8 protein-coding genes are annotated in these 13,332 nt (G+C 35.1%); 2 read left to right on the top strand and 6 right to left on the bottom strand.

Annotated features, from left to right (window positions below):
• Positions 1-129 precede the first annotated feature (129 nt).
• The 3 genes from F6K22_RS13320 to F6K22_RS13310 all read right to left on the bottom strand — a co-directional run bounded on the left by F6K22_RS13320 (position 130) and on the right by F6K22_RS13310 (position 6,787).
• Positions 130-2,343 carry a serine/threonine-protein kinase gene (locus tag F6K22_RS13320; protein WP_293098237.1) on the bottom strand — a complete coding sequence of 738 codons (2,214 nt, stop codon included), beginning with the start codon at positions 2,341-2,343 and terminating at the stop codon, positions 130-132.
• A 568-nt stretch (positions 2,344-2,911) separates the two neighbouring features.
• The gene (locus tag F6K22_RS13315) at positions 2,912-5,134 is read right to left on the bottom strand and encodes a serine/threonine-protein kinase (RefSeq protein ID WP_293098234.1); all 2,223 of its coding nucleotides are present in this window, start codon (positions 5,132-5,134) and stop codon (positions 2,912-2,914) included.
• A gap of 1,101 nt (positions 5,135-6,235) precedes the next feature.
• A complete protein-coding gene (locus F6K22_RS13310) occupies positions 6,236-6,787 on the bottom strand; it encodes a DUF2062 domain-containing protein (protein WP_293098231.1) in 552 nt (183 codons plus the stop codon).
• 557 nt (positions 6,788-7,344) lie between these two features.
• Between F6K22_RS13310 and mnmE the strand changes: the two genes are divergently transcribed.
• Together mnmE and F6K22_RS13300 are read left to right on the top strand one after the other, a co-directional pair.
• Positions 7,345-8,724: a tRNA uridine-5-carboxymethylaminomethyl(34) synthesis GTPase MnmE gene (gene mnmE / locus F6K22_RS13305; RefSeq protein WP_293098228.1), complete on the top strand. Its 1,380-nt coding sequence runs from the start codon at positions 7,345-7,347 to the stop codon at positions 8,722-8,724.
• A gap of 442 nt (positions 8,725-9,166) precedes the next feature.
• A complete protein-coding gene (locus F6K22_RS13300; RefSeq protein ID WP_293098225.1) occupies positions 9,167-9,571 on the top strand; it encodes a hypothetical protein in 405 nt (134 codons plus the stop codon).
• Between the two features lie 162 nt (positions 9,572-9,733).
• Here the strand turns inward: F6K22_RS13300 and F6K22_RS13295 are convergent, their stop codons facing one another.
• The 3 genes from F6K22_RS13295 to F6K22_RS13285 all read right to left on the bottom strand — a co-directional run bounded on the left by F6K22_RS13295 (position 9,734) and on the right by F6K22_RS13285 (position 12,005).
• The gene (locus F6K22_RS13295) at positions 9,734-10,246 is read right to left on the bottom strand and encodes a DUF3122 domain-containing protein (RefSeq protein ID WP_293098222.1); all 513 of its coding nucleotides are present in this window, start codon (positions 10,244-10,246) and stop codon (positions 9,734-9,736) included.
• 286 nt (positions 10,247-10,532) lie between these two features.
• On the bottom strand, positions 10,533-11,165 hold the full coding sequence (locus F6K22_RS13290) for a 4Fe-4S single cluster domain-containing protein (protein ID WP_293098219.1): 633 nt from the start codon (positions 11,163-11,165) through the stop codon (positions 10,533-10,535).
• A 48-nt stretch (positions 11,166-11,213) separates the two neighbouring features.
• The gene (locus F6K22_RS13285) at positions 11,214-12,005 is read right to left on the bottom strand and encodes a radical SAM protein (protein WP_293098216.1); all 792 of its coding nucleotides are present in this window, start codon (positions 12,003-12,005) and stop codon (positions 11,214-11,216) included.
• Positions 12,006-13,332 lie beyond the last annotated feature (1,327 nt).

Below are 13,332 nucleotides of genomic sequence, written 5' to 3'. Positions count from 1 at the left end.
AACGGATTGAATTGAATAAAAGGAAAATAAATTCATTGTTTCTCCACGGCGAGTGAGAGGCTTTAAACCTTAATTATTCGGAATTCCCTACTCCCCTATTCCCTATTCCCTATTCCCTATTCCCTAAAATTATTTCCATCTATCGATTTGATATTGAGCATCTCTATAACCTCCTGTGCGACCTTGTTCTAAATAAAGTTGGGCTGCTTTTTCAAAATCACTAATTGCTCCTTTTCTATCTCCGATATTAACCCTAACTAACCCCCTATTGTAATAAGCAGCAGCATATTCTGGGTTAAGTCTAATAGCTTGAACATAATCAGCGATCGCTTGCTGATAATTTTCTTCTTCAGAGTAAACATTAGCACGATTTGCATAAGCTTCAGCGTTGTTTGGACTTAATGCTATTGCTTGAGTATAATCTTCTATGGCTTTTTGTGGTAGATTTGCTGTAGCATAAGCTAAACCTCTGTTTGTATAAGCTTTAGGATTTTTAGGATCTAGTTTAATTGTTGCAGTGCAGTCAGATATAGATTTTTCATACTCTTGTAAATTTAGATAAGCAATACATCGATTATTATAGGCAATGTCATTTTCAGAGTTGATTTGAATTGCTTTAGTACAGTCAGATACAGCATTTTCATACTCTGCTAAATTCAAGTATGTGCTACAACGATTAGCATAAGCTTCTTCATTTTTAGGATCTATTTCAATAACTTGATTATAATCATCTAGAGAACCTTGATAATCTCCTAGAAAAAACCTAGTCCTACCTCTATTATAATAACCATCTATCTCTTTTGGTGCAATTTTAATCATCTGAGTGTAATCTGCTATTGCTCCTTGTAAATCATTATTGGCAGCACGAGCTAACCCTCTAGCATGGTAAGCATTAATATCATTCGGTTGCAGTCGTAGAACTTGAGTGTAATCTTGAATTGCCGCAGGATAGTTTTGGGATTTATAGTAAACAAATCCTCGTTTGTAATAAGCTTCAGCATCTTGAGGTTTGAGGCGCAACACCTGGGTAAAATCATCAATTGCTCCCGCATAATTTTGGCGATCAGAATGAACTCCCCCTCGGTTAAAATAGGCATTAACATAGCTGGGGTTAAGATTAATGGCTTTGCTGTAATCAGCAATAGCATTTTGATAGTTTTCTAAGCTGTAATAAGCATTCCCCCGTTGGTAAAAATACTCTGCTTGACCAGGATTCAGTTCAATTGCTTTATTATATGCTGAAATTGCTACTTGTTCATAGCCTTGATTTGCATTTTCTATCCCTCTTTCAAATAGTCTTTGTGCTTTAATCGGGTTGGGGCGATTCAAAAAACTTACCACCCCAACTAGCACTGCTATCACCCCTAAACTTGCAAAACCAAATAAAACCAACAACAATGGATGGGATGTGATTCCCTTGCGACTTGTTTGAATTTGAGGATTTAGACTTCTTTCAGTTATAGGTGTTGGTGCCATAACTCTTTGAGAGCGACCGCTAATTTTCTGTAGTGCTTTGATAACTTCTGCTGTAGACTGGTAACGTTTGGTGTAATGGTAATGTACCATTTTTTCCATAATATCCGCTAGATTTGAAGAACATTGTGCGCGATTTCGCCAGAGGATACCACTAGGATTTGATGGCGAGAGGTCTTGTAGTTTTGGCAGTTCACCACTAGGAATACCTGTCAGAGCTTGAATACCAATCATACCTACTGCATACAGATCGCTATTATATTGAGGAATGCCTTGAAATTGTTCGATAGGCATATAGGAGGGAGTACCTGTAGCTATGGTTCGTTGAATTTCTCCATTTGCTTCTGCGATCCGATGACTAACTTCTTTGACTGAACCAAAATCAATTAAAACTAATTTTCCATCTGGTTGACGTCTAATTAAATTTGATGGGTTAACATCCCGATGAATTACTTCATGTCCATGTACAAATTCTAAAATTTCTAAGATTTCTAATAATAGTTGAATTACTTGTTTTTCTTGCCAAGGTTTACCAGGAATAATTTCTTTATTTAAAGGTGTTCCCGGAATAAATTCTTCTACTAAATAGAATTGATTATTTTCTTCAAAATAAGCTAATAGTAAAGGAACCCGATCGTGTCTTCCTAATTTTTCTAATATTTCTGCTTCTTGCTTGAACAAACGGTGAGCAGTTCTGACAATCGTAAAACTATTACCAGGAGCCCTTAGTTGTTTGACCACACATTGAGGATGCCCAGGGCGACGAGTATCGGCAGCCAAATAGGTTTGTCCAAATGCACCAGAACTCAGGACTTGAACGACGCGGTAACGTCCATCTAGCAGTTGACCTATCATGTTCATATTATTCATTTTATAGCATTTTTCTTAACTATCGAGAGAAATTAAGTGAGAGTAAGCAACAGGCAACACAGAGAGTAGATTAGGTTATAAATTAAGTCTCTCACTATTTTTGGTAGTTGGTATAGCGCTACGCGCAAGTCAGAAGTCAGAAGTTAGAAGTCAGAAGTAATCTCTAACTGAGTTTTCGGTGCGGAAATACTCCGCAAACAGCATTTAGTAATGTCCGCGCCCTTTGCTTCGACTGCTATATTATTTTATATGATACCATTTCTCAAAAGTCTTGCTACATCTCCTTGAGAGTAGGGAGTAGGGAGTAGGGGCGATTCGCAAATCGCCCGTACGGGAGTAGGGTTAAAAACTATAAGATATTTTTATTTAATGCCTATAATCTTTATAAACATTACTGAAGCATGATTATTACTTAATAACTGAAGTGCCCTTGGTAGTATAGCATAAATGCATGGGAATTGGTATGATATTTTAAATAAATAAGAACCAAAACTCTTCTTTATAATAGTTAAATTTTGGCTTTAGGTAGAATTTAAAACAAGGTAAGTTTAATTATTAAAACAGTTAATTATTGCAGTTTTTCTATCATATTGAGGGAGTTTTGATAATCCTTGATTTTACCTTGCTCTAAAGATAGGTTCGCACTTTGGCGAAAGTCTGCTACTGCTGCAGGTAACTCTTGTAATTCATAAAGAATAATTCCTCGATTATAATAGGCTTTAGCATTACTTGGATTGAGTCTAATTGCCTGGGAAAAATCTTGAATGGCTTGATTATAGTTTCCTATCTCTGAGAAAAGTATTCCTCGATGATTATAAGCAAGAAAATCTTGAGGATTGATTTTTATTGCTGCGGTAAAGTCTTCTATTGCTGCTTGTAAATAGCCACGAGCAGACTGCGCTAAACCTCTGTTTATGTAAGTTTTTGCATTTTCATTGTTGATGTCAATAGCAATACTACAATCTTCTTTTGCTCTTCGATATTCCCCTAAATTGAAATAAGAAATACATCGATAATTATATGCTAAATCATTTTGAGAATTTATTTCTATTGCTTGGTTACAATCAGAGATCGCAGCTTGATGATTTGCCAGATTTAGATAAGCACTACATCTATTTGTATAAGCATCAGCATCATCGGGTTTGAATTCTAATACCCGATTATAATCTGCGATCGCACCTTGATAGTCTGCCATTTCCAACTGAGACTTGCCACGACTATGATATGCTTGTACATCATTGGGGTTCAGTTCAATAGCTTGAGTATAGTCACTAATTGCACCTGCTGTATCTCCTATTCTTCCTCTTGCTATTCCCCGATTAATATAGGTGTTACTATCTTTGGGATTAAGTCTAATTGATTGACTATAGTCTTGAATCGCATTTTTGTAGTCTCCAATTTCGTAGTAAATTTGCCCTCGTTTATAGTAAGCTTTGGTATAGTTAGGATTTATTCTTAATGTTTGTGTTAAATCAGTAATGGCTTTTTCATTGTCATTTAGTTGATAATAAATTAGACCCCGTTGATAATAAGCATCATTGTAGTTAGCTTTAATTTTAATAGCTGCTGTATAATCATTTATGGCTTTTTCATAAGCTCTCTGAGAATAGTAAGAGTTGCCTCTTTGATAGTAGGTGACAGCATTTTGTGGGTTTAGTTTGAGTGCTTTAGTGTAATTTGCAATCGCTGCTTGTTGCTTTCCTTGTTTGACTAATTCTTGACCTTGGTTATATAGTGTTTGTGCTTTGACTATAAATTGGTATCGCCAGAAATAAGCGATCGCTGCTCCTACTATTGTTATAAATGCTAAACTAGCAATTAATATAATTTTTTTATTGTTTGTCGGTTGAGGTAGTGGTGATGGAATATTTATTTCTGGAGTTTTTTCTTGAGATGCTGTAATTATTGTTTCTGATTGTGAGAGAATTTCAGTATCTACTGAGACTGATATCTTGCTTAATTCTGCTAGCACTTCCGTTACTGACTCATAATTTTGTTCACTTTGACTATTTACCATTTTGTCAATGATGTCTGATAATGCGAGAGAACATACTTGCAAATTCTGCCAAGGTATTTCTATTCCAGGACTATTATTAGTTTGTTTTTGCTTCAATAAATCTTGAGGAGATAATCCTGTTAGTGCTTGAATAGCAATTATCCCTAAAGCATAAATATCATTTTTTTTGTTTACTTCCTGCTGATTTTTGTCTAACGGTATATAAAGTAAACTATCAGAATTATTTTGGCTGTAATTTTCTGATATTAATGGTTCTTGATTTAATTCTAAAATTCTCTGAATTTCTCTTTCTAACCCAAAATTAATTAAGAATAATTTTCCATCTAAGGTTTGTCTAACTAAATTTCCTGGTTTGATTTTTCCATGAGTTTCCCCATGACCATGAATCAAAACTAAAACTTCTAGCGCCTCCTTTAATATTTTAATTACTTCTCCTTCCCACAAAGGTTTATTTCTAGCCAACTCTTCGGTTATTGAGATACCTACTATATAATCTTCAACTAAATATATATTATTGTTTTCTTCAAAATAAGCTAATAAGTTCGGTAGTCCCTCGTGTTTACTTAAACTATAAATCTTTTCTACTTTTTCTTGAAATAATGATAGTATAATCTGTTGATTTTCATAGTTAAAATTGCCTAGTTGAATTTCTCTGACCACGCATTGGGGTGAACCTGGACGGTGGGTATCTCCTGCCAGATATGTCTGTCCTAAAATAGTTGAACTTATAGGTTGGATAAAACGATAGCGTTTATCTACAATTTGGTCAATCATGATCTACTCTCATCTGATTACAGATATGTGTTTATAGAACCCATTTGGTATCTTTGTCAGAGACCCGCGTTTTTACCAGGAGTCAGGAGTTAGGAGTCAGGAGTCAGGAGTCAGAAGATGGAGGGAAGGCATAAGGGAAAAAGCGGATGAGACCCCGCACCGTCGCACGGGAGCGTGCACCAAGCAGGTTGAAAAATATTCCCCATCTCTCCATCTCTTTTTAAATAGATCTCAAATGGGTTCTATATAAGCTAAGTAGGTAGGTCTAATTAAACATTCAAAAAATTGTAGGGGCGGGTTATAAGAAAGCCTTAAAAAATTAGCGATGTAGTCCTAAAAACACGCCCGAAACTCAAGAGAGGGAATGGGCACCAACAGAAGCAAGAGGTAAGAGTGGGTTGGTGGGATGTGTAATTAATTTTGCCTAAGTACTTATCAAAATAATTGGGTTTAAAACTTCGCCTTTTAATGCGAAATATTTTTGGAGGGTTGCTCACGCCCCCATTATAAAAACAACTTCTGAGTTCTGAGTTTTTACTGGGTTAAAGTTTATGCCTCTAACCAGACTATCTTTACTATTAGAAATCTCCGATAATTCAAAATAAAATCAATTATCGTACAGAAATCATTAATTATTTCCCCCTACTCCCTACTCCCTTTTTCCCCTCCCAGGAGGGGTTAGGGGTGGGTCTCTACTCCCTCTTTTCCACCAGAGGTCTATTTTCGGACTACTCTTTCTGGTGACATATTGTTGATTATTTTATTAGAGTAATTAAACACCCAATCAGATGATATTGTGTGAATACAATAACTCGAAAACTTGAAAAACTACTGAATTTAATTGTGTTACTGAAACACTGGATAAAATTCCTAAATTTATAATGTGTAAATCAGACCTATTTCTCCTCTAACTGGCGCGGAAAAAGCTCCTTTATGACCGAAAAGTTGTCCTCTCAAGCCTCCCCTTTTAAGGGGATAAAAAAATAGAATATTCCATATTTAAATCCCGAAGCTTCAGCTAGGGGTAATGATAACTGATAACTGAAATTACTTCTGAGGACTAACTCTAGTAAAATCATACTTGTATTCACAAATGCCAATTTAATATAGATTATTTTCTAAGTTTTGTCGGCGATTGCTACGCCACCAACGAATTAGTTTTAACCCCACAAAATAACTCAATATTCCTCCTATTATACCCATTACCAAACAACCTAAGAATAGAGATGTGACAAATTGAGTCCCATATTGCATTAACTCTGGAAATGAAAGTATACTTTCAGGTACAAACTCTTCTTGAGAGTTAAGTAGCCATCGACCAACTTGAAAGTTAATTGCATATATTGGTAAATAAGTTAAGGGATTACTTACCCAAGTCCCAGCAGCAGCAGCAATTTTATGACCCCGGAATAAGGTTGCTAATGCTATACCAACTATGGTTTGAAGACCAAAGATAGGAAATAATCCAGCAAATACTCCTAATGCTAAACCTCTAGCAATATATTCGGGAGTTCCCCGCATTCGGATCAAGCGCCAGTGTAAGTATCGTCCATATCTATGCAACTTTGGTGGTTTATTTCTATTTGATGGAGATTTTTTTATAGTTAGATTAGGTAGTAGTTGCTGTGGAATTTGTTGGAGGTTTTTTAACATAGTTAAATCAATTAATTTAGCACAGATACTTATAATAATAGAAAAACATAAATATGTTATAATTCTTGACCAATAAATAAGTTCAATAGCCTCACCTTGGCTGTGCCACGAGTTGTCGCTCTACAAGGGGATAGAAAAGGAAATTTCGGATTTTCTTGTCTCCCTATTACTGGAGGTACTTTTAACAAACTTCAGACCTAGCAGTACTTTGAGATTTTTCAACCTTAAAATGGCTTCAAACCCAGTATTAGCAAGGGAAATACCTTAAAGATCTGAAAATAGCTGTTTGCGTAGCATGACCTAGGAAAACCTAGATATATCAATAAAACAGTTAATTTAAGGTAAAAACTTTGTACAGTAATGTTTTTACTAGGACTTACGGATAGACCGCATATATAGCGTTAAAAACTATAACGTTATAGTTTTTTAACTCTATATATAGTATATTTGCGTAAGTCCTGTTTACCTTAAATTAACCTATTTTTTCCTAAAGTCCAGCTAGGAGGCTAACTGATAACTGATAACTGATAACTGATAACTGATAACTGATAACTGAAATGACTCCTGGAAATACTATTGCGGCGATCGCTACTGCTATTGTTCCCCAACAAGGAAGTGTGGGGATAGTTAGGATGTCTGGTTCTGAATCAATGACAATTGCCAAAATTCTATTTCATGCATCCGGGAAACAAGTTTGGGAGACTCACCGCATTCTCTATGGTTATATTCGCCATCCCAAAACTGGGCAATTAGTAGATGAAGCTTTGTTATTGATTATGAAGGCTCCTCGTTCTTATACTCGTGAGGATGTAGTAGAGTTTCACTGTCATGGTGGAATTATCGCCATACAACAAGTATTACAATTATGTATTGAGGCGGGGGCACGACTAGCTCAACCAGGAGAGTTTACTTTACGAGCTTTTTTAAATGGACGGTTGGATCTGACTCAAGCTGAAAGTGTTGCCGACTTGGTGGGTTCTCAATCTCCTGCTGCTGCTCAAGTTGCTTTGGCTGGTTTACAGGGTAAGTTAGCTAGTCCAATTCGTCAGTTAAGAGCTAGTTGTCTGGATATTTTAGCAGAAATAGAAGCCCGCATTGATTTTGAGGAAGATTTACCTCCTTTGGATGAATCTGAAATTAATCAAAAAGTGGATAGTATTTTGGTGGATTTGTCAAGGGTATTAGGAACGGCAAGTCGGGGGGAGTTGTTACGAACTGGTTTGAAGGTGGCTATTATTGGACGTCCGAATGTGGGCAAGTCGAGTCTGCTGAATGCTTGGAGTCGTAGCGATCGCGCTATTGTGACGGATCTTCCTGGTACAACTAGGGATGTGGTGGAATCTCAGTTGGTGGTGGGTGGTATTCCAGTGCAGGTTTTGGATACAGCGGGTATTCGGGAAACTGAGGATCGGGTGGAAAAAATTGGGGTGGAGCGCTCGTGCAAGGCAGCTGAGTCTGCTGACGTTGTGTTATTAACAATTGACGGTCAGGCTGGTTGGACGGAGTTGGATGAAGTTATTTATCAACGGGTGAAAAATCGTTCTTTAATTCTCATAATTAATAAAGTTGATTTGGTTCAGCCAGAATTAATTAAGTCAATTTTTTACCCAGAAACTATTAAAAATGTTGTGAGTACAGCAGCTATTAATAATCAAGGAATTGAGGAACTGGAAGCAGGGATTATTAATGCTGTAAATTTGGGTAATGTACAGGCAGAAAATTTAGATTTAGCAATTAATCAAAGGCAAGCAGTAGCTTTAACTAGGGCTAAGGTGGCTTTGGAGCAATGTTTAAATACTATCAAAAATAATTTACCTCTAGATTTCTGGACTATAGATTTAAGGGGAGCAATTTATGCTTTGGGAGAGGTTACGGGGGAGGATGTAACGGAATCTGTTTTGGATAGAATTTTTAGTCGCTTTTGTATTGGGAAGTAATTTTTCAAAGTTTGACTTTCTATTTTGTCTGTCATCTAAGTAGGGCTTGCTGATTAAATCTAAAAGCATTTACACACAAAGACTTTAGCCTTTTTTATGGGAAAAAAGTGCAAGCTTTTTGCTCCCTTAAGCTTAAAATGTGAGGATTTTGGGCAGACAAGGGTAGAAAAATTGAGGAAAAATTCTTCCGACTACATCCTCTGTAATTCCTCTAACTCCTGACTCATGACTCGGTCTTCTTACCCTTTACCCTCACCTATCAGACTTTTTCAGCAAACCCTAAGTATTTTAGAAGTTGGATAATACTATCTGTATGGACAGAGTGCCAAAATTTAGCAGCTTAAGTAAATTATGAGAATTTTGATGACAATTTATCATAAATTGTGATAAAGTTTTACATAACATAACAAAATCAAGAAATATATTAAGGGTAAAGAAAAAGATGACTGGATTTATCAGAGGACTATTTGGGAAAAAAGACGATAATCAACCAAAGGAAGCTTTCTTCCTAGATCAAGATGCTGCAACTAGTCTGGGTAATTTAGACTATATGCGGAAATCTAAGACAGTTAAGAGGAGTTATCCCAAAGCAGCAGGTAAACTTAATTTAATAGAAGGAGAGACACAAAAGGCTGTTTCTTCTATGCAAATGAAAGAAACTGTAGGAGAAACTAAAACTCCTTCCTATTCTTCTACTTCTAGTTTCTCTACTTCTAGTTTCTCTACTTCTACTTCTACACAATCTTCAACATTTCAGCCTACTCCTGTAAAACCTCGTACCATTAGTAATTCTAATGATGGAATAGATTTCAAAAGCATGGCTCGTGATATGAAGAAAAAGAGATAATTACTTTTGTTAATATATTTATGTAGCAAAGTAATTATTATCAATTACTTGTAGATATTGAGTGAAAATATAGCAATCCAATTTCAGGTTTGAGACTCTAGCATTGAGTAAATTTATTGCAGAATGGCAGAGCTTCAATACTTACTAAGGATTGCTATATTTTTATTTATGACTAATAACTTCTTGCCATTCTAACAAGACTGGCACGGGTATTTTGATTATTGCTTGTTGGTTGGTTTTTAAAGGCAAATATAGAAAAACTTTGGCATTTGTTTTGATGCTAAACAAAACTTCTGGAAATTGATATTCACCCACGTTAGTAGCTGGTGCTTTTTCGGCAAAATTATCTCTAGCTAGGGAGATTTTATCTTGACCATAACTAATTTTTAAAGGTTGTGGATGAGTAAATTCTACAGTGCCAGGAAAACCTACTAAGCGCAGATTAATAGTATCTACTTCACCAGAAGTAAGACGTTTATAAAATACTACTTGCCATGGTTTTCTTTCTCGATCTCTTAAAGTATGTTTGGCTTGATAAAGTATCTGATTTGGTGCTTCTTCTATTTCTCGAATTAGAGCATTTGCTGAGTTAATTGCAAAGCTACCTTGATAAACTAATATCAGGAAAACTAATCCAATTATCAACATAATTTTGAATAAAAATTGTTTAATCATTTGATTAACTACCTATTAGCTTTTCCTAGATAATGCTCCCTAAAAACCATTCACTAGAGAGCAAAAAAAATATACTTGGCTAATTGCTTAAAAGCCTTGACTAGCTGTTAGCTTTTAGCATTTATTTCCCAGGAGGCTTTTCATGTGGGTAGCAAACTGTTAAATGAAATGACCGCTATTTCAAAAAGCACCTAATTAAGTCAAACTAGACGGTTTGAGAAGCAAAAAAGATACCCTTGAAAACTATTGAAAAATTCTACATAGCTTGCTAATTCCTAACTACTTTTTAATTCTCTCCTAAACCTAACTGTCCCCAATAACCAGTAAATATCCGACTGCCATCTTTCAGTACATGAATTTCTACGCGATCGCTTGCCCAATTTAATTGATTTTTTAACGCTGGATTAAATACTCTCACTCTTTGATTACTTGAAGAAACTAGAGAATTAGGAGAATGAATAGCTAGGGTTTCTACAAATGGTCCATCAATCAGAATATCTAAGTGAGACAATAATTCTTTAGCACCAACAGGTGCATTTTTAGATTGTAATTCTCTGAGAGTAAACCCACTAAAAGACATTACATTTAAACCTCTATATTTTAATATTTTTGCTAATTCTGCTAGTGCTGATGCTTGTAAAAAAGGCTCTCCCCCAGAAAAGGTTACTCCTGTATTTCGAGAATTATTTAATATTTTATTTGCTAGTTCTTCAATACTTATTAATTGGTTAATATCAAAAGACCAAGAATCAGGATTGAAACAGCCAGAACACCCGCGTTTACACCCTTGTACCCATACTACTGCACGGCAACCAGGACCATTTACTTCTGACTCATCAATATAGCCCATAATATTTAGATATCCTGGTGGAATTTCTAATGGTGTTGTTGTTGATAATTTAGCTGTTAGGTTATTCATATTTCAGTTCTTTTTTACTGCTTTTTTTATTATCAAAAAATCTCAATGCTATTTCTGTTTATAACGAACCGGAATGTTTGTATTTGTGTAAATATAATCTGCAAATTCTTGTAAAATATCCTGACTAACACACTTGAGTTTTTGTACTGCATAAGGATGAAATTCTGTATGGTTTCCTCTAGCATATAGTTGATGTTTTAAAGGTTTAGGGCGCCTGGGAGTGTTAAGTTGAATTTCATCAGGTTTTAGAGATTTGATCGAGCTAATATATTCGGCTTTGGTTTGAGAATTCCATGGAGATAATATCATTGTTTGAATAGCTAGTTGACCTTGATATTTTTCTCTAAATTCTTGTATTCCTCCCCAGATACCTGGTAGATTAAATATTTCTGTTGGTCGATTAATTCCTTGTAGTTGTCTTTGGTTAACTGCATCAATTTTGATTGATACTTTGTCTGCTAAATTTAAGGCTAATATAACTTCTGGATTGGTTAAAGTAGTACCATTTGTTAAGACTAAGATTGGTTTGTTTGTTAATTTTTTCGTTTCTTTGAGAATGTCTTTTAAGTTCAGAGCTAATGTCGGTTCTCCACTGCCACTAAGAGTGATAATATCTACATTCCACGGTGCAAATTTTTGTAGTTCTAATAATATTTCTGCGCTAGAGACATAGATAGAGCGATCGCTTGTTTTTTGTTCAATTTCTCCTAGTTGACAGTAAACACAATTGAATGAACAAGTGGAAATTTTGCCTATGGGATCTATGCCTAGGGAGCGCCCATATCGCCAAGATTTTACTGGTCCATAAACTGGTATAAATTCATCAGTTGATTTTGTCATTATTTGATTTTATTTTTTACGATCATATCTATAATAATTATTGATGAAATTTACCTAATAATTAAGATTTAAAGCTTCTCACTCGCCGTGGAGAAACAAGCGGTCGTTTTGGCTGTCGCTGACTTGAATTGCGGAGCTTGGAGTAGGATGAGATACTGAGGTCTCCTGGCTAGCCTCCAATCTCCCCTTGAGAAGAAAAAATTTTCACGCTCCGCGTCAATCCAATCCGTTTTAGGGAGAGGTAATTATTCATTATCCATTATCCATTATCCATTAATGAAGGTTCTATATTTCAGTTTATTTATAGGAATTTTCAACATTATTAATAGCTGCCAATTAATTATTTGTCATTTGTCTCAAAAGAGACAAACTCAAACATGAACTTAATTTTTCTATTAGTTTATTATATATGCCAATATTATTTGAAGTATTGTACTATACAAACAACCTTTTTTTTACATAAATTAATAATATTGATTTCTTTAAATTTGCTTTTACACGAGCAATCCTAAATGAGTTAGTGCTGGAAACCTAATACCAAATTCATGCATAGGCATTTACATCTTAAGCATGTGATTTATTACTACAATAAAAAATATATAAATTCCATAAATTCTAAAAAATTAAACATTTTTTCCTCTTTTTTATTGTGTTTTTCTTTCACTGTTCCCTGTTAAGTGTTCCCTGTTAAGTGTATCGTGACTGTAGCAATATTTTATGAAATGGGTATAAGAGTTATAAACTTATCTACCATGAAAAAGTATAGCAGCAATAAAAGTATAGTTTAGGGCAGTAGAGATATTAGATATCCGTTTTTAACTAAGAGGCAACAAGTAACAGTTCAGCAATTAGTAATTAATAATTAATTATTAATTATTACCTCTCCTTGAAAACGGATAGGATTGACTAATCATGAAAATTTTTTCTTCTCAAGGGGAGATTGGATATAACTAGGTTTCCTCAGCATCCCATCCTAGGTCATGCTACGCAAACGACCGCTTGTTTCTCCACGGCGAGTGAGAGGCTTTAAACCTTAATTATTCGGTAAAAGGCAACAATAAAACTTACTAATTTTGACTTACACTGCTATCTGTTCCGATTTAAAAATCCATTATTCTATTTATGTAGCAATCTTAGTTTTTTTAGGTAATACCCTAGAAAAAAAGCGACAACTTATCTGACAACAGGTAACACCAAATATCAAAAGTTTTGCTATATATCTTTAGTAGTTAGGAGTCAGAATGATAAGAAGGAGTTAGGAGTCAGTAGTAAAGACACTGAGGAGTTTGAAATGGGAAGTATATTGAGATGAAAATTTGGTATTAGA

Origin of the sequence: Okeania sp. SIO2F4 (assembly GCF_010672385.1) — a bacterium.
Lineage (GTDB): Bacteria > Cyanobacteriota > Cyanobacteriia > Cyanobacteriales > Microcoleaceae > Trichodesmium.
The sequence above is the reverse complement of the archived record's forward strand: the minus strand, read 5'-3'. Positions and strand labels throughout refer to the sequence as shown.